The sequence below is a fragment of the Litoribacter ruber genome, from assembly GCF_018449405.1.
Classification (GTDB): domain Bacteria; phylum Bacteroidota; class Bacteroidia; order Cytophagales; family Cyclobacteriaceae; genus Litoribacter; species Litoribacter ruber.
Genome location: NZ_JAHCMY010000001.1, coordinates 508,586 through 527,272, shown reverse-complemented (window position 1 = coordinate 527,272; position 18,687 = coordinate 508,586). Strand labels below are relative to the sequence as shown.

General features: G+C 45.0%; 14 protein-coding genes. 8 read left to right on the top strand and 6 right to left on the bottom strand.

The features are described from left to right. Positions 1-23: 23 nt before the first annotated feature. Positions 24-803 carry a class I SAM-dependent methyltransferase gene (locus KI659_RS02255; RefSeq protein ID WP_213943710.1) on the bottom strand — a complete coding sequence of 260 codons (780 nt, stop codon included), beginning with the start codon at positions 801-803 and terminating at the stop codon, positions 24-26. A 49-nt stretch (positions 804-852) separates the two neighbouring features. Here KI659_RS02255 and KI659_RS02250 point away from each other — a divergent pair, with 49 nt between their 5' ends. Both KI659_RS02250 and rlmB read left to right on the top strand, forming a co-directional pair. Further along, positions 853-2,100, top strand: coding sequence for a GWxTD domain-containing protein (locus KI659_RS02250; protein WP_213943709.1), 1,248 nt, complete (start codon positions 853-855; stop codon positions 2,098-2,100). Further along, positions 2,073-2,852: a 23S rRNA (guanosine(2251)-2'-O)-methyltransferase RlmB gene (gene rlmB / locus KI659_RS02245; protein WP_213943708.1), complete on the top strand. Its 780-nt coding sequence runs from the start codon at positions 2,073-2,075 to the stop codon at positions 2,850-2,852. The genes KI659_RS02250 and rlmB overlap by 28 nt, the downstream gene beginning before the upstream one ends. Before the next feature lie 94 nt (positions 2,853-2,946). On the opposite strand, the gene KI659_RS02240 is transcribed toward rlmB, so the two are convergent. Together KI659_RS02240 and KI659_RS02235 are read right to left on the bottom strand one after the other, a co-directional pair. Continuing rightward, complete coding sequence (locus KI659_RS02240; protein ID WP_213943707.1) at positions 2,947-4,020, bottom strand: mannose-1-phosphate guanylyltransferase; 1,074 nt, start codon at positions 4,018-4,020, stop codon at positions 2,947-2,949. Between the two features lie 9 nt (positions 4,021-4,029). Continuing rightward, positions 4,030-4,998 (bottom strand): KpsF/GutQ family sugar-phosphate isomerase, encoded by a 969-nt coding sequence (locus KI659_RS02235; protein ID WP_213943706.1) that lies wholly within the window; start codon positions 4,996-4,998, stop codon positions 4,030-4,032. 102 nt (positions 4,999-5,100) lie between these two features. Here KI659_RS02235 and recQ point away from each other — a divergent pair, with 102 nt between their 5' ends. From recQ to KI659_RS02215, 4 genes are read left to right on the top strand one after another with little or no spacing between them, the layout of a single operon-like run. Then, complete coding sequence (gene recQ / locus KI659_RS02230) at positions 5,101-7,278, top strand: DNA helicase RecQ (RefSeq protein WP_213943705.1); 2,178 nt, start codon at positions 5,101-5,103, stop codon at positions 7,276-7,278. A 10-nt stretch (positions 7,279-7,288) separates the two neighbouring features. Beyond that, on the top strand, positions 7,289-8,581 hold the full coding sequence (purD, locus tag KI659_RS02225; RefSeq protein ID WP_213943704.1) for a phosphoribosylamine--glycine ligase: 1,293 nt from the start codon (positions 7,289-7,291) through the stop codon (positions 8,579-8,581). A gap of 45 nt (positions 8,582-8,626) precedes the next feature. Beyond that, positions 8,627-10,099 carry a PSP1 domain-containing protein gene (gene ricT / locus KI659_RS02220; RefSeq protein WP_394370079.1) on the top strand — a complete coding sequence of 491 codons (1,473 nt, stop codon included), beginning with the start codon at positions 8,627-8,629 and terminating at the stop codon, positions 10,097-10,099. After that, a complete protein-coding gene (locus KI659_RS02215) occupies positions 10,092-10,544 on the top strand; it encodes a gliding motility lipoprotein GldH (RefSeq protein ID WP_213943703.1) in 453 nt (150 codons plus the stop codon). Before ricT ends, KI659_RS02215 begins: the two co-directional genes overlap by 8 nt. On the opposite strand, the gene KI659_RS02210 is transcribed toward KI659_RS02215, so the two are convergent. Beyond that, on the bottom strand, positions 10,541-14,512 hold the full coding sequence (locus KI659_RS02210) for an AAA domain-containing protein (protein WP_213943702.1): 3,972 nt from the start codon (positions 14,510-14,512) through the stop codon (positions 10,541-10,543). The two genes, KI659_RS02215 and KI659_RS02210, sit on opposite strands and share 4 nt — an antisense overlap. 16 nt (positions 14,513-14,528) lie before the next feature. Further along, complete coding sequence (locus KI659_RS02205) at positions 14,529-15,341, bottom strand: SDR family oxidoreductase (RefSeq protein ID WP_213943701.1); 813 nt, start codon at positions 15,339-15,341, stop codon at positions 14,529-14,531. Positions 15,342-15,460: 119 nt separating this feature from the next. On the opposite strand from KI659_RS02205, the gene rlmD reads away from it, so the two are divergent. Together rlmD and KI659_RS02195 are read left to right on the top strand one after the other, a co-directional pair. Continuing rightward, positions 15,461-16,867: a 23S rRNA (uracil(1939)-C(5))-methyltransferase RlmD gene (gene rlmD / locus KI659_RS02200; protein ID WP_213943700.1), complete on the top strand. Its 1,407-nt coding sequence runs from the start codon at positions 15,461-15,463 to the stop codon at positions 16,865-16,867. Further along, positions 16,864-17,241 (top strand): hypothetical protein, encoded by a 378-nt coding sequence (locus KI659_RS02195; RefSeq protein ID WP_213943699.1) that lies wholly within the window; start codon positions 16,864-16,866, stop codon positions 17,239-17,241. Before rlmD ends, KI659_RS02195 begins: the two co-directional genes overlap by 4 nt. Before the next feature lie 274 nt (positions 17,242-17,515). Here KI659_RS02195 and thiL read toward each other — a convergent pair whose 3' ends face one another. Beyond that, complete coding sequence (gene thiL / locus KI659_RS02190) at positions 17,516-18,547, bottom strand: thiamine-phosphate kinase (protein ID WP_213943698.1); 1,032 nt, start codon at positions 18,545-18,547, stop codon at positions 17,516-17,518. Positions 18,548-18,687 lie beyond the last annotated feature (140 nt).

Sequence of the window (18,687 nt, the reverse complement as noted above, 5' to 3'; positions counted from 1 at the left end):
ATCTAAGCGGAACGGCTTTTTTATTATGGTTTCTTATGTAAGAAATAATAGAGGTCCAGTGCCTGTTCAGGGTTGTCTACTTCTATATAGTCCTTGTAAGTGATTCCCTCCACAGCATCACTTTGCTGTTTGTGGAGCTTGTTGCGGTTGAGTCTATTCAGCACCTCGTAAGGCTTTCTTAACCATTTTGCCGGCAATCTATGCTGCAAGTCAAAGACATCAAACCTGGTGATTTTCTTAACCGATTCGCGGTTTGCCTCATGGTATTCCCAAACTTTATCGTTGCCGCCGATCCCTTTGGCCTCCACGTGGTCAAAAATCCCATCGCAAAGGTCGGTCAGCTGGTTTGGAGTATACTCTCTTTCGTGCCAAGGGTTCCTGGTGAGTGAGTGCCGGATGTTGGGAGTAGAAATAATGGCATATCCCCCGGGCTTTAGCACCCGGTAGATTTCCTTTAGAAAAAGTTTATCGTCTTTGATATGCTCAATTACCTGAAAGCTGACCACAAAGTCATATTTGTTGCTTTCGACAGTTTCAAACGGAGGGATATTCATCACCTCAAATTTGCCTTTAGGGTATTTCCCCTTCAGCTTCTCGATGATTTCCTCGTTTTTGTCAATAGCATGAAAGCTTTTTACCTGGTCAATAAGTGCGTCCACCCCCCTGCCTTCTCCACAGCCAACTTCCAATAAATCACCTTTTACGTGAGGGATGGCTGCCATATATGCTTTCAACAGGCGTTGGTGAATGGGGTTGTCACTTACCAACTTATCTGAAGTAATTTCCGTTGTATAGGTAGCCATAGAAAATTTTATTAATTTCAACAAAAATACGGTTAATTTTTCATAACATATGAAGTTTCAAAAATTGCAAAAATCAATCCAAACCCTTTTACTTTTATTGGTAATCTGGTCCGTTCCACAATTTGCTTTTGCACAGGCCACCCTTCAAAATCTTAATCAATCGCTTCGCTATTCACGCTATTCCAGAATAGATTTGAAAATTATTCCCATCAAAAAGGCTGAAAACAGCTTTTCGGTGCAAATGCCTATTGAAAAAATTGAAGACAACATTGAATTTGGGGATTACCTGTTTTCCTATGCCGTGGTCAACAGCTTCACCGAAGAGATCACCGATGAAAAAATCATCCCGCTGACGGAGGATAAATTGCGCTACGATACGGACAGGCACTTTTACTTTGAAGAAAACATAGAGGTGCCTGCTGACCAAAATGAGGCTTATGTGGTCCTTTGGGCCAAAGATACCAGGCAGGGAGATGAGTACATTTACCATGCTGACTTGCGCAGCCCTTACATTTTTGAGACCCCCTCATTGGGTGCTTATTTCAGCAACAACATTCCATTTGATCAAAACTTTCTTATCCGCGGACAAGCCCTTCTATTTAAATCCAACCAGGGGGTAAATCTTTTCAGCTTCTATTACCCCCAGGAATTCAACGTGCCTGTGCCTCCAATGGAAACCAAACCTGCGCCGGTACAGAAAGAAGTGGATGTGATCGAAGAGGAACCTTTTCTACAAAATGTCCCCAAAACCTTTGACCAAACTGGCTATTATTTTATACAGTCTGACACCACGGCCCCGGCCGGAGTGCTTGTCAAAACGGTAAATGAAACTTTTCCAAAAGTGGCAGACTGGGATGAAATGGTGCAGATGGTGGTTTATATCTCAACCCGTCGGGAGCATGAGAAGCTTTTGGAAGCCGAGGATAAGAAGCGGGCTTTGGACGAATACTGGATCAACATGACCAAGAGTGAGGATATTTCCAAAACCTTGATCCGGGAATATTTCCGCCAGGTGGAATTTGCCAACATCCTTTTTACCGACTTCCGTGAAGGCTGGAAAACCGACCGGGGGATGATCTATGTAGTAATGGGTCCCCCAGAAGAGGTTTATTTCAATGTGGATAGAGAAGTGTGGGTTTATGGAGGCGTGGACTCAAATTCAAAAATAAACTTTACCTTTGCGCGGGTCAAAAATGTATTGACTCCAAATTATTACCAACTGAACCGTTCCAGAGCCTACCAGCCTGAATGGTTTAAACGAATCACCCTATGGAGAAGCGGAAAGATAGCTTTCTAATAAATAAAGGCGAACACGAAAAGGACTTCCTTTTCGGTACTAGAGCCGTCATCGAGGCCATCAATGCCCAAAAGGATATAGACAAAATCCTTGTCAACAAGGACCAAAACAACGATTTGACTAAGGAACTGCTGGCTTTGGCCAAAGCAGAAAGAATCCCTGTAGTAAGGGTTCCAGAGGCAAAATTAAACCGCATCACGCGCAAAAACCACCAAGGAGTGGTCGCACATGTATCGGCGATCCAGTATGCCTCACTCGACAATGTGATCGAAACCTGCTTTTCCAAAGGGGTTTCTCCACTGATTCTAGTTTTGGATAGGATTACGGACGTGAGAAACTTTGGCGCTATTGCCCGTACGGCGGAGTGTGCCGGGGTGCACGCCATCATCATCCCTGAAAAAGGCAGCGCACAGATCAATTCCGATGCGGTAAAAACATCCGCCGGTGCGCTGAATTTCCTACCGATCTGTCGTGTAAAAAATCTCTACTACACGGTCAAAGATTTGAAAAAAATGGGCCTTACAGTCATCAGTTGTACTGAAAAGACCGAGCGTGACATGTATGCCGCCGACTACTCCGGTCCGACTTGCCTGATTATGGGTTCTGAGGAAGATGGAATTAGCAACGAACTGATGGGCATCAGCGACGAATTTGTCGCCATCCCTATGACTGGCAACATTGAGAGCTTAAACGTATCTGTCGCTTCTGGTGTGTTGATCTACGAAGCTGTAAGGCAGAGGAAGGCTAAGTAATAGCCAAAAATTAAAAAAAACCGCTGAGGCGCAGAGGTCTCAGAGATAAATTTTCTCTGATTCTCTGCGCCTCAGCGGTTTAAAACTTTTTTATTTAAACAAACTCCTCTCCCCTACTCTTAGCATCACTTACAAACTCTCTGAACTTCTTCTCAGCATCAAGTTTGCAGATTAGCAACACGTTATCGGCTTCGGTGATTAGGTAATTGTCTAAGCCTTGTACGACAACGAGTTTGTCGCTGTTCACTTTTACAAAGCTGTTACTTGTATCATAGAGCAAGGCATTACCTTCCACCACGTTGTTTTTATCATCATGAGGCTGAAGTTCGTGAAGGCTCATCCAGGAACCAAGGTCAGACCAGCCGAAATCCCCCAACACTACAAATACATTTTCGGATTTCTCCATTACCCCGTAATCTATGGAAATGTTTTTCACTAGACTGTAAGCCCTTTTGATGAACTCCTGCTCCTGGTCGGTATAAAAGAATCCTTCCCCTTCCTCAAACACTTCGGCGAGCTCCGGCATGTATTTTTCGAAAGCCTTTAGGATACTGCTGTTTTTCCAAACAAACATCCCAGAGTTCCACACAAAATCGCCGCTTTCCACAAAGGTTTTGGCCAGGTTGAGGTTGGGTTTTTCCGTAAAGGTTTTAACTTTTTTGGCTACCCCATTGGTATCCGTCATAAATTGGATATAGCCATAGCCTGTTTCAGGTCGGTTTGGCTTAATACCGATAGTAACCAGGCGTTCATTTTCATCAGCCGCATCGAGGGCATCATTTACCCTGAGTTGGAATTTCTCATCCTTGAGGATGAGGTGATCCGCAGGGGTCACCACCACTCTGGCTTCTGGATCTAGTTTTTTGATTTTATAACTGGCAAAAGCTATACAAGCCGCCGTATTTCTACGCATAGGCTCGGTGAGGATATGGTCTTCCGGCATCTCTGGCAGCTGTTCCTTTACCAGGTCAAAATAGCTATCATTAGTAACCACAAAAAAACGGTCGGGATCGGAGATCTGAACAAACCTATCAAAAGTCATCTGCAGCAGAGTCCGCCCAGTTCCAAGGATATCTAAAAATTGCTTTGGATGGTTATTTCTGCTATATGGCCAAAACCTGGAGCCTATACCTCCAGCCATAATCACTACATAGGGTTTTTGCTTCATAGTATTAAATTAAACAATTCCTTCTTTCATTAAATCATGAATATGGATAAATCCTGCGATATTTCCATTATCCATGGCAACTAATTGGGTTATATTATATTCTTTCATTCGGTTCAGAGCCCGAATAGCATATTCCTGTACATCAATAGTCTTTGGATTGGCAGTCATAATATCCTGGGCTTTCACCTTGGTGATATCGCTGTGGTTTTGAAGCATCCTTCTCAGGTCTCCATCGGTGATAATCCCCAGCAGTTGTCCCTCTTCTCCCGTCACCGCAGTGGCACCTAAGCGTTTGCTGCTGATCTCTACAATGATCTCAGCCAAGGCCGAATCGTGGCTTACCACCGGAATGGTATTTTTGGGCACCACATCGGCCACAGTAAGATAAAGTTGCTTGCCAAGCGCTCCTCCCGGATGGTATTTGGCAAAATCCTCGCTGGAAAACCCTTTGGCTTCCAGCAGGCAAACCGCAAGTGCGTCACCAAGAGCCATATGGACCGTGGTGCTTGTGGTAGGCGCAAGATTATTGGGGCAGGCCTCTTCTTTTATAGTCGCATCCAAAACAAAATCCGCATGTTCGGCCAAATAACTCTGCGTATTGCTGACTAAAGCTATCAATTTCGATCCAAGCCTCTTCAATAATGGTACCAACACCTTTATCTCGGGTGTATTTCCACTCTTGGAAATACAAATTACGAAATCTTCCCGTTGAATCATACCCAAATCTCCATGGATTGCATCCGCGGCATGCATAAACAGGGCTGGGGTGCCTGTGGAGTTGAGCGTGGCCACAATTTTCTGGGCGACTATGGCACTTTTTCCAACCCCGGTGATCACCACCCTACCCTTCGACTCCAGAATGGCCTCCACACAGGCTTCAAAATCGCCATTGATACGTTCAGATATGGACTGTAGGGCTTCAGCCTCGGATTGAAGCACCTTTATAGCGCTGTTTCTAATATTTTTTATTAACTTCAATTTTACCGCGGTTAATTGTTAAATTTGTCACAAAGGTAAAAAAAGAATCCTTTAAAGTTTAATGAGGGGTGGGGCACACATCATTAAAAACAAGAAAGAGGCGTGGATAAAACAGTAAAAGAGAATCTTAAGAAAATCTTCGGTTTTAACCAATTTAGAGGTAACCAAGAAGGGATAGTAGATAATATATTGGCAGGCAACAATACATTTGTGATCATGCCCACAGGAGCGGGCAAATCCCTGTGTTACCAGTTGCCGGCAGTGATCAAAGAGGGGACGGCGATTGTGATTTCTCCTTTGATCGCCTTGATGAAAAACCAGGTGGATCAGCTCAATGCTTTTGGGATTGACGCCTATTTTCTCAATTCAACACTCAGCAAATCCGAAATCAATAAAGTCAAGAAAGAAACTCTTGCCGGACGGGCCAAGCTGCTCTATGTAGCCCCTGAATCCCTGACCAAGGAGGAAAACATCAATTTCTTGAAGCAGGCCAAGCTTAGCTTTGTGGCCATTGATGAGGCGCACTGTATTTCGGAGTGGGGACATGACTTCCGTCCGGAATACCGAAAGATCAAAAGCATCATTGCTCAAATAGGCGACAACCTACCTGTAATCGCCCTTACGGCCACTGCTACACCCAAAGTGCAGCAGGACATTCAGAAAAACCTGCAGATGGAGGAGGCCGACCTCTTCAAGTCCTCATTCAACAGGACCAACCTCTTCTATGAGGTGAAGCCCAAGGTGAAGAACGAGACCAAAAAGCAACTTATCAAGTACGTAAAGTCCCACAAGAACAAATCGGGAATCATCTATTGCCTCAGCCGCAAAAAGGTAGAGGAAGTAGCCGAACTCCTCAAGGTAAACGGCATCAATGCAGCACCTTACCACGCAGGACTTGATTCCAATCTGAGGATTAAAACCCAGGACGATTTCCTCAATGAAGAAATCGACGTGATAGTGGCTACCATTGCTTTTGGAATGGGTATTGACAAGCCAGACGTGCGGTATGTGGTGCATTACGACGTGCCTAAATCCCTTGAGGGATACTACCAAGAAACCGGACGTGCGGGCAGGGATGGACTGGAAGGCCATTGCATGATGTTTTACAGGTATGATGACATCATCAAGCTGGAAAAATTCAACAAGGACAAGCCTGTAAATGAGCGTGAGAATGCCAAAGTTCTCCTGCAGGAAATGGCAGCCTATGCAGAAAGCAGCGTTTGTCGCAGGAAAGTGTTGCTTCACTATTTTGGGGAGCGCTTTGAAAAAGACTGTGGATTCTGCGACAACTGCAAAAAGCCGAAGGAGACCTTTGAGGCCATGGAGTCCGTACTGCAGGTAATCGAGGCGGTGAAAGAAACCAAGCAGCGCTTCAGCCTGGAACATGTGGTGAATGTGCTCCGCGGGGAAAACAATGAATACATGGAAAGCTACCATCACGACCAACTGGCTGTGTATGGAAAGGGCAAGGATCATGACGAAAAGCATTGGAAAACCGTTATTCGCCAAGCAATGATTATAGGGCTTTTGGAAAAAGACATTGAGAATTATGGGGTAATCAAACTTTCTGACAAAAGCGAAGAGTTTGTCAAAAGCCCTTATTCCTTGGTATTTAGCAAAGACCATGATTTTGACCAAATAGCCGAAGACAACCTGGCCGAGGAGCTCAATAACTCCAACAAGGCCTATGATGAAAAGCTATTTGAGCTGCTGAAAGCCGAAAGGAAAAAGGTCGCCAAAACTAAAAACCTGCCTCCATATGTGATCTTTCAGGATCCAAGTTTGGAGGAAATGGCCACCCTCTACCCTACCACACGGGAGGAGTTGGCTCAGATCAATGGCGTGGGAATGGGAAAAGTAACCAAGTTTGGCGCCCCCTTCCTAAAGCTAATTAATACGTATGTAGAAGAAAATGAGATTATTACCGCATCAGATGTGGTCGTAAAATCATCCGGTACCCGGTCAAAGGTTAAGATTTCCATCATACAGCAAATTGACCGAAAGATCGATCTGGACGAAATCGCATCCAATCTGAACATCAGCTTGAGCGAGTTGCTACAGGAAATCGAGCAGATCATCTATAGCGGAACCAAGCTTAATATAAATTATTACATTCAAAACATCATGGACGAGGAACGAGAGGACATCCTCCATGAATATTTTATGTCTGCAGAGACTGACAAGATTAAAGACGCCCTGGCAGAGCTAGAGGATGAGGATTTTGGTGAGGAGGAGATAAGAGTCTACCGGATCAAGTTCATCTCTGAACATGCCAACTAACCCAATAGAAATGAAGATTTTACTACTAGGAAGCGGGGGCCGTGAACATGCCTTCGCCTGGAAAATAGTCAATAGCAATAAATGTGAAAAGCTCTATGTAGCGCCCGGCAATGCCGGAACAGGTCAAATTGCGGAAAATGTGAATCTAGGTGTCAATGACTTTGAGTCCATCCGTGAATTTGTACTTCAAAAGGACATCACGATGGTAGTGGTGGGGCCTGAGGAGCCGTTGGTAAGAGGCATCGTGGATTATTTTGCAAAGGATGAGAGCCTGAGATCAATCCCGGTTATCGGACCAGACCAAAAAGGAGCCACCCTTGAAGGCAGCAAGGACTTTTCCAAGAAGTTCATGACCCGTCACGGCATCCCAACTGCCGCCCATGATACCTTTACGCCAGAGACGGTTGACGAAGGTGTGGAATTTATCAAAAAGCAAACCCTTCCAATTGTACTCAAGGCAGATGGACTTGCAGCTGGCAAAGGTGTCTTGATCTGCCAAAATTACCAAGAAGCTGAGGCAGAATTCAGAGACATGCTGCTCAACCAGAAATTTGGCGAAGCGTCAAGCAAGGTTGTGGTAGAGGAATTCCTTCAAGGTATCGAACTATCTGTATTTGTGGTGACAGACGGGGAAAACTATAAAATTTTACCTGCTGCCAAAGATTATAAGCGCATCGGGGAAAGGGATACCGGGTTAAATACCGGTGGTATGGGAGCTGTAAGTCCCGTTCCTTTTGCAGATGACAGCTTTATTTCAAAAGTTGAACATAGCATTGTGCAACCCACCATACAAGGACTCCATGAAGAAGGCGTTAATTACAAAGGCTTTCTTTTTATTGGTCTGATGAATGTGGATGGAGAACCAAAAGTGATCGAGTATAATGTGAGAATGGGCGATCCAGAAACCCAGGCCGTCTTGCCACGAATCAAAAGTGATTTCTTGGACATGCTTTATGCCGTGGGCACTAAGACACTTTCGGGCTACGATCTTCAAATAGATAATACCGCCACTACCACAATTGTCATGGTAGCAGGGGGGTATCCAGATGGGTATGAGAAAGGCAATGAAATCACCGGGCTGCCACAGCAGCAGTCTGAAAAGGCGATGGTTTTCCATGCGGGGACCAAAGCTGAAAACGACAAAGTTCTAACCAGCGGAGGCAGAGTATTGGGCATCACGGGCAGAGGTAACAGCATAGAGGAAGCCCTGAAAAACGCCTATAAGCAGGTAGAAGCCATATCTTGGAAAGATGTCTATTACAGAAAAGACATCGGCCAAGATATCCTAAATTACGGTAAGTAATTACCTATAACGAGGAGTGGAAGCTCCCTTAACATATAGACAGAAATGGCAGGATGCAGTAGCTGCTCCACCGGCTCCGGTACTTCCGGCGGCTGCCAAAATAACGGCACTTGCGGTACGAGCGATTGTAACAAAATGAATTCCTTCGACTGGCTGTCCCATATGGGCATCCCCGAAGTGGATAGATTCGATATAGTAGAAGTAAAGTTTAAAGGCGGACGGAAAGAATATTTCCGCAATGTGGACCATCAGACCTACACTACCGGTGACCCCGTAGTGGTAGATGTGCCCAATGGCCATCATATAGGCTATGTTTCTCTTCAAGGTGAACTGGTAAGACTTCAGATGCAAAAGAGGAAAGTCAAAAATGACGACAACATCCTCCGCATTTACCGTGTGGCCAATCAGAAAGACCTTGATAAATGGGAAGAGGCCCGAAACCGGGAAATCCCCACCCTTTACCGTGCAAAGCAGATCATTGATGAGATTGACCTCAAAATGAAGCTTTCGGATGTGGAATACCAGGCGGACAATTCCAAAGCTACTTTCTATTATTCAGCAGATGACCGAGTGGATTTCCGTGAGCTTATCAAGATCCTGGCTTCGGAGTTTAAGATCAGGGTGGAAATGAGGCAGATAAGCCTTCGCCAAGAAGCCGGTAGAATTGGGGGAATTGGTGTTTGCGGACGCGAACTTTGCTGCTCCACTTGGATACATGATTTCAAAAGTGTCAGCACTTCTGCGGCCCGATACCAAAACCTATCCTTAAATCCATCCAAACTGAGCGGTCAGTGTGGCAGGTTGAAATGCTGTCTCAATTATGAACTGGAAACCTATATGACGGCCTTGAAGGATATTCCAAATGTGGATAAACCTCTTCAAACCGAAGCAGGCACGGCCAAGCTTCAGAAAACGGACATTTTCCGCCGTTTGATGTGGTTCAGTTATAACAACGACAACAACTGGTTTTCGGTTGATTGTGACAGGGTATCTGAAATAATTGCCCAAAATAAAGAGGGTAAGAAACCTTTCGATCTTCAGCACGATACGGCCTTCGAAGGTGAGGAAAATAACACCAAATCTAACAGTGACTTGGAAGCTTTGGACAAGAAATTTAGTACCACCACCACTAAAAAGAAGAAAAAGAAGAAGAAAAAACCAAAGCTTCAGGGAAGCGCTGACCAACCTGCTCAGCCAAACCAGCAGCCTCAACGTAACAAGCCCCAGCAACAGCCAAAAAGTGAAGGCAGGCCGCCGCGAGACAAGCAGCAACAGGGAAGACCGTCCAAAAAGCGGAGAAATCCGGAGCAAGCGGACTCCTCTCCAAGGAATCAGGAGGCCAAAAAACCTCAGGACAAAAGACCTCAGGACAAGAAGCCCAACAGACCCCAAAGACAGGGAATGGAATCAAAAGCTTTGGGCAACCAGCCTGACAAGCCAAAAGAAAGCAAGAAAAAGAAGTTTCCTCCCAGAAATAAAGGAAAGAACAACAACAAAGGGGATAACACCAATGAATAGAATATTTCCAGCTCTGGCCCTCATTCTGGGCCTGAGCTTTTTTAGTGCCTGCGATCAAAATAGGGTATTTGAAGATTTTCAGGGCATGCCTGCCATCAGGTGGACGGTAGAAGATACGGTAACTTTTGAAACCGACTGGGAAGCTGAAGGACATACCGCATTTGTAGCCGTGAGGTACAATACCGATTATGATTACCACAATTTGTATGTGAGGTATTTCTTGGAGGATACCGTTTCTCAAGCTGTTGAAGAAAAGCTGGTGAATCTGCAGTTATTTGACTCAAAGACAGGTAAGCCACTTGGCGATGGGTTTGGAAGCACGTATACGCTTTATGATACCTTGCCAATCGAGCAGAATGGTCAGAAAATCTCCTTTGTTCAATATATGAGGCAGAAAGAATTGAAAGGAATTGAGGCGGTAGGATTCAAAATCACCAGGAATTAACCTTTTGGAGTTCCTTTCAAAAGGTTATCCACTAGGCCTCTATTCTGCAGCCAATACTGCCTACTAAATACAAAATGCACCGGCCAGTTCTTGGCCTTCAGCCATTCCGGATGGTAGACAAAGGCTGACTTGACGCTCTTTGCGCTATACAATCTTTGATCGTCGGTCAGTACTGCACCTTCAAACATTTCAGACTTCTTAATCGCCAAGTCATAGACTGGCGAAAGGTTTAGCCGCTTCACCTCAAACTCCCCCAGTTCAGTGGCCAGCAGCTCGGTGAGCAACCAGTCGGGCTGGAAACCAAAAACCTGACGGGGGGTGATTTCCACCTTTCTACCCTGCACGATCTGCTCCACATAGCTCAAGTATCCACGAAGCCTTTTCACCCCATCATGGGTTAGGTGCTTGACCTTGAAGTCAGATGCAAGCATGCTGCTCACCACCGTTACCCGCTTTCTAGCCCTAGTAATAGCTACATTAAGCCTGTTTTCCCCACCTGCCTTGGAGAGCAGTCCAAAATTGGCCGTAAACTTACCGGCTTTATTTTTGGCGTAGCCAATGCTGAAAATCACATGGTCAAATTCATCCCCTTGGACATTTTCGATATTTTTAACCTTCACCAGTCTTTTATCAACCCTGTTATCCTTCACCAAAAGATCCAGTATAAGGTCCATTTGGAAGAAATTAAAAGTAATGACGCCTATGCTTTCTCCCGGGTAGGCTTGTTGGCATTTTAGCACCTGCCTGATTACCTCCTCAGCCTCAATGGGGTTAGTCTGTTTTGTCCATACCCCTTCCACATGGATATGGTCAAAAGCCTGAAATCCCGAATTGAGAAGTAGGCGGTCAGGAAGCATTTCAAGCCTGTCTTCATAAAAATGCTGGTTGGAATATTGGATTAGTGAAAGCGATTGGCTTCTATAATGGCTATTTAAATGGTATTTGGAAAAATAATTGGAAGCCAAATCCAGTAGAGAGTCCGTCTCCATTTCCACCCCTTCCTCATCCAGGTCTATTTTTACCCGATACAGGTCGAATGGCTGTAGCTGCTTGCTGTCTCCTGCAATAACCACCTGCTTTCCCCTAAGCATAGCGGGCAGGCCTTTTTCGGTATAGCATTGGGAGGATTCATCAAACACCACCAAATCAAAGTCCTGCTGCATGGGAAAAAGGGCCGAGACCGTCTCTGGCGAGGCCAGCCAGCATGGAATCAACTTAAAAACTTCTTCTTTGTATGTCTCCAAAAGCTTCTTTACCGGCCAGACCTTCTTCTTTTTCCTCACCTGATGGGTCAGGTCTCTGTAAGTAACCATATTTCCCAGCCGATTAAACTCAAGTCCTTGGAAAGTCTGCTCCCGCAACTTAAGCTCTGCATTAAAGCGGGCCATCTCCTGCTTTTCCTTTACAGATTCGTCCAATTCTTGCATCACCTGTTCAAACTTTGCGGAGGTAATTTCACGCAAGACAGGGTATTTGGTTTCGATGTGGTCAATCCAACTTTCTCGAAGCCCGGAGAGGAACCTCCATTTCACCTCGTCAAAAGCCAAATCCGGATATTGCTGGGCCAGCTTGGTCATGATTTCCAAATCCACGCTACGAAGTTTCTTTCGTAGCTTGTCCAAGATCACCAATTCTGTATATTCCTCATCCAGATTTTTCCTAAACTCATCTACCCTTCTTTCATTGGTGGTAGTAAGGAGATGCCTGATCTGCACATTGGTGAGATAGCGCTCCCATTGATTAAGTTTGTGCTCGATGAGGTGGGTTATCCCCAATAGTTCCTCCAGGGTAAGATGAAAGAATTCAAAGTCAAAATTGGACCCAGATAGAAATGGGCCGAGTTTACCAACCTCCTCCACCACCATTCGGGCCTCAATTATAGGGATCAAATCAGCCACCTGGGATTGGAATTCAGTAAGCCCAAACGGTTTTTGGGGCATTTCAATCCAGCCTTTTTCATTCAAAAGGGCATATTGGTGATTGAGGTTAAGGCGGTTTTCAAGCCTTTTCACCAATACCTGTAAACCCTCCCTAGTGTCGGGCAATCCATTGGCCTGCAAAAACTCTTTTACATGCTTATAGGCTTTTCGATCAAATAAAAGGGCCACCTTACCCATCCATGAGCTTTTGGCTTCCAAAATCTGTATAGCTTTTTCAAGGCTCTTTTCAATCTCCTCATCGGGCAATTTCCATTCTATATCTTCCTGCAAAAGGTTTTGGAAAGTATTGATCTTCCCCTTAAACCATAACAGATCAAACTCCCCCACCGAAAAAGGAAGCAGTTGAAGAAAGCATTTGTAATCCCGCTCGTTGGTGATTAGCTTTTGAAGCTTAAGAAGCTGCGGCTTCTGAGCGTAACATTCGTAAATGAAGAGATGGTTAAAGCTTTGCCCCATCAATTCCTGCAGAGTAGACTCGGCTGTGCTTTTAAGTTCCAGGATTTCAATTACCGTTTCACGGAGACGCGGCAATGCTCCTTGGCCAAACTTGGAGAAATCAAGCCTGTGAAGCCAAAATGAATCCCTTTCCTGATATTTGGGATAAAACTGGAGAAATATTTTCAGGTCCCTGAAAAACTCGTCCAACCTGTCCCAAGAATAGTCCTTATAAAATTGAGTGAGGTCAAAGCCCTTTTCGGTGGCATTCCCAGTTACATAAAGCTGCTTTATGGGAATCCCGCACTCCTCAGTATTGTAGAGCGCAGACTTGAACTCCTCCAAATACTCCAGATTAATGCTTATCTGCCGGGCGGCTTTGATAAAGTTCCTTTCCAACTGTATCGCATCCAGCCCCCTATTCAATTCCTTATAATTCTCCAGGGCATCTACCTGATCCGAAATCTTTTTATATAACTCTTTTCTATCAGCCCTAAAATCATGCATCAGCCCTAAAAAATTGGCAAAACCCAAAGGCTTCAGTCTGCCATAAACGACATCCAAGGCCGCCCGCTTTTGGGATACCACCAGCACCTTTTTGCCCCTTGCGATGTAATCGGCAACCAGATTGCTTATCAATTGGCTTTTCCCAGTTCCCGGCGGGCCTTCCACCAAGCAGGATTCACCCGCCCTCACGGCTTTGAAAACCTCCTCCTGAGAAGCATCCAGGGGAAAAACGTTTAGCATATTGTCCTCACGCACCTCGGTGAGGTGATCAGGATCCACGGCAAATTTCTCCGCAAAAAGTTCTTCCAGGTTTTCTGCCTCTTCCTTTTCCATCAACTCCTCAAAGTCCCTAACCAAATGGGAGCCTTTTTGGCTAAACTGACCCAATACAGCATATGAATGAAGCTTTAGCAAGCCTGTCTTATAATTCTTCTCATCCTCTGTCCTGTTGCTATCAGGGAAATCCAACAGGTTTTTCTCAAACATCTCCTGGTTAAAATTGAGATTCAGTGTCTCTTTGAGAAAATGGTAGAGGGCTGTTAAAAACTCAGTTGAATCCTTTGGCAGATCATCCAAACTTTCCGAAAGGTCTTGATGGACTTTGGTTTGGGTGGCATGCGAATAGGCAAGCAAAAAGTTTTGATTGAACATCAGGGATTCCTCTTCCCTTTTCACCAAATACCACTCTCCATCTATCTGGGCAAGATCTACGGGGAAAAACAACAGTGGACATTTGATGACCTGCTCGTTGATGAGCTTTCCTTCTACAAATGGCCAACCCACATACAGGTTTTTCTCCCCTGTTTCTTCCTCTGAAAGTTTGACGGATTGTTGGAGGCGATTGAGTTGGCGGGAAAGTTTATTGGAGGTCCTGTCCCTCATATGCAGGACCTTGATCAAGGGAATTTGCTTTTTTCCCGCCACCAGTGCTTCCATATAGCTGAAGGCATCTTTGGAGCGGAGAAAATGGAAACTTTTCAGGTCAACCATCATATTACCCATTAACTTGGGCAAGTATATCGCCTTGTTCTTTGTGGAAAGGTCAATCAAGCGGTTGAGGTAAACCTGGAGTACTTCCTTGAGCATAGGGGGGATTTTATAATTACTTGAACGGGGAGTCCTTCTCTTTGGCCATGTGATTGTAGACGATCTTATCCATCATACCCGGCATCCATTTGTTCAGGAAAGAGGCCAACTTGCCCTGCCTAGTAAGAATCAAGTCTCTTTTCCTCTTGAGAGTGGCATTCAGCATTTCAGTGGCCACCTCGGTAGCGGTCATCATATCGTCCTCATCTCTGGGTGACTCCCCCTGTGCGCTGCCATCTGCAGTTAGGGCATTGTTTCGGATATTGGAAGCGGTGAAGCCGGGGCAGGCCACCAACACATGTACGCCGCGTTTCATCACTTCCGTGCGCAGGGACTCAAAAAAACCGTTCATGGCAAACTTGCTTGCCGTATAGGCCGTTCTGGCCGGGGTGCCCCTAAAGCCATTTACAGAAGAGACACCGATTATTGAGCCTTTATTTTTAAGGATCTCAGGTAGACAAAACTTGGTGGCGTACACCGTACCCCAAAAGTTGGTGTCCATTACCTTCCTAAACACATCCAGGTCCAAATCCTCAAACAGGGCCCGCATGGAAATCCCAGCGTTGTTGATTAAAACATCGATCCTTCCATATTGCTCCATGGCAAATTCAGCCATCTTTCTGTTATCCTCCTCATTGCCCGCATCGGCCAGGATGCCCGCACAGTCGATGCCGAAATTTTGGAGCTTGATCAGGGTGTTATCCAGTTTTACCTGATTTCTTCCTGTGATGATTACTTTGGCACCTTCCAGTCCAAAGACTTTAGCACACGCTTCTCCGATTCCGGAAGTTGCCCCTGTCACGATGACTACTTTATCTTTTAAATTCATGTTTGCTGTACGGTTTGACCTTAAAGATATAAAATTTAGCCTAATTCAAGTGAAAGCCCCTTGAGGATTACCTCCGCCTACCTTCCTCCTTCTTATTATTTTGCTTAATTTTGCACCCTATGTCGAGAAAAATGAAAAACAAGGTTCTCGAGAACCTTACCATTGAAAGAATTGCCTCTGAGGGGAAAAGTGTGGCCCACTACGAGGGGAAAGTGGTTTTCGTACAAAATGTAGCTCCCGGTGATGTGGTAGACGTGCGTGTGACTAGGGGGAAAAGCAGCTTCATGGAAGGCGAGGCCATTAAAATTCATGAATACAGTAAAGACAGGGTGGATCCCTTTTGCCAGCACTTCGGCGTATGCGGAGGTTGCAAATGGCAGCATATAGATTACAAACTTCAACTTTCTTACAAAAGACAGCAGGTCATCGACCAGTTTCAGCGTATTGCCAAGGTGGCCATTCCTGAGGTGATGCCCATCATCGGCTCTGCCGATACCCAGTATTACCGAAACAAATTGGATTTCACCTTTTCCAACAACCGATGGTTGACCAGAGAAGAGATTGATTCAGGAAAGGATTTTGAAAGAAACGCTTTGGGTTTTCACATCCCAAAAAGATTCGACAAAATCGTAGATATTGAGCACTGCTACCTTCAGGGAAATATTTCCAATGATGTCAGGAACAGTCTGCGTGAGTTTGCCCTTTCCAATGGCATCACCTTCTTTGATATGATCAAGCAGGTGGGTGTGTTGAGAAACCTCATCATCAGGACTACCTCCACAGGGGAATCCATGGTGATAGTACAGTTTGGGGAAGACGACAAGGAAGCGATTGAGAAAGTAATGGACTTCCTCAAAACGAAATTCCCTGAGACCACAGCCCTTCTTTACATTGTCAACCTGAAGAAAAATGAGACCATCCATGATCAGGAAGTGATCACCTATTATGGAAAAGATTATATAGAGGAAGAAATGGAGGGGCTGAAATTCCGGATCAACCCGAAATCATTTTACCAAACCAACTCCGACCAAGCGTATAGGCTTTATCAAGTAGCAAGGGAATTTGCGGACCTCCAGGGCGATGAAGTGGTGTACGATCTTTATACCGGAACCGGCACTATTGCCAATTTCGTTGCCAAAAAGGCCAAGCAGGTTGTTGGAATCGAGTATGTGGAAGAAGCAATCGTGGATGCCAGAATAAATTCAAAAATCAACGGTTTGGACAACACCCTGTTTTACGCAGGTGACATGAAAGACATGTTGAATGAAGACTTTATGGCCAAGCATGCCGCTCCCGATGTGATCATCACCGATCCACCAAGAGCTGGAATGCACGAGGATGTGGTGAATATGTTGCTGAAATTGAATGCTCCAAAGATTGTTTATGTAAGCTGTAACCCGGCTACGCAGGCAAGGGATGTGGCATTGCTGGCTGAAAAATATCAGGTGGATATCGTCCAGCCTGTAGACATGTTCCCTCACACTTATCATGTGGAAAACGTAGTACTATTAACCAAAAAATCATGATACCTGACAGCAACGATCCAGAATTAAATGGCAAATACCTAGGTACCATCACCAAGGATTTTGTCAAAATATCCGACACCCTGAAGGAAGCCTCCTATCAGGTGAGGTCTCGAAAATTCTCCGAGTACCCGATTTTCCCAATTTCCAAAACCGAGCAGCCCATAGGCCAGCTTTTTTTGGGTAGGGAGGAAAAGAAGCTGGACTGGAATTATTACATCACTTACTTGGACGAATTCATCCAGAGAAAGCTAATTCCAGAAGATAACCTACAGGAATTTTATCAGAGCTACAAGGATCCAGATGAATTCTGTTGCCTTTTCGTAGTAGACCAGGAATTCACCAGCTTTGTGTATATCCCCTACCCGGAAGAATAAGGGGGAGTGCATAGGTATTGAAAGTATTAAAATGGTCACAAAGTACATGAAGTTAAAAAGAAGTATCACAAAGACTTCATTGAATTAAAAGGGACACGGACCTGCCTGCGCAGGCAGGGTTGCACAGTGTTTAAAAAGGAGTTTCACAGAGGCCTCTTCACGGAGAAATTTTCAAGGAAAAAAAGCTTATTTTAATTTCTTTTTCCGGAAGAGGCCTTAGTGTTACATCTTTTATTATGTGTCCTTCGTGACCAATTTATTTTTTTTTTAAATTTTAAAAATGCTTCCACCCTTGTGCCTTGAGGGCTACGGCGGTTTGGCTTTTGGTGACTAGGAATTTCCCTTCCTCCTCTTTGGTCACATGGCCGATGAAGTGGATATCGGGGTGTTTTTCAAGTTTTTGGAAATCCTCCTGCTTGATGGTAAAAAGCAGTTCATAATCCTCTCCCCCATTCAGCACGCAGGTGATCGGATCGAGATTCAGTTCCACAGCCGTACTGTAGGTCTGCTGGTCGATCGGCAACTTATCTTCATAGATAGTCACGCCAACTTTGGAAGCCTTGCAAATATGGAAAAGCTCCGAGGCCAAGCCGTCAGAAATATCCATCATGCTGGTAGGCACCACTTCCAGATCCCTGAGTTCATGGATAATGTCCATACGGGCGTCTGGCTTCAACTGTCGGGCAGTCACCAAGGTGTACTTTTCCAAATCCGGCTTCATGTTTGGATTGGCCATGAAGACTTGCTTTTCCCTTTCCAAAACTTGAAGTCCTACTACGGCGCCACCCAAGTCGCCCGTTACACATATAATATCGTTTTCTTTGGCACCGGAACGGTAGACTACTTGGTCTTCCATCGCCTCCCCAATAGCCGTAATCGAAATCGCCAAGCCGGCCCTTGAGGTTGTGGTATCGCCACCTACCACGTCTACATCGTAGTGCTCTGCAGCGGCATTGATCCCGGCGTATAAAGCCTCAACCGCTTCCACTGAAAATCGATTTGAAATCCCGATACTGACCGTGATATGCTTGGGGATCGCATTCATAGCCGCTACATCAGATACGTTTACTGCAACGGCCTTAAAACCCAAGTGGGTCAATGGAGCATAGGAAAGGTCAAAATGAACCCCCTCCATCAATAAATCCGTGGTTACTACCTTGACTTTGCCCTCTCCACATGCAATCACTGCCGCATCGTCCCCTACGCCCTTTAAGGTAGTTTCATGCTTGATTACAATTTTTTCATTCAACCGGTCAATGAGCCCAAACTCGCCGATTTCACCTATCTCTGTTCTTTTTTCTGACATATATTTTAAATTTAACCACAGAGGATCAGAGGTCCCAAAGGAATGTAAGATTTAACCGCAAAGGACGCGGAGGATCGCAAAGTTTTAAAATAAAAATTTTTACCTCTTTGCGAATCTTAAATTCTTTGCGGTTAGTTTTT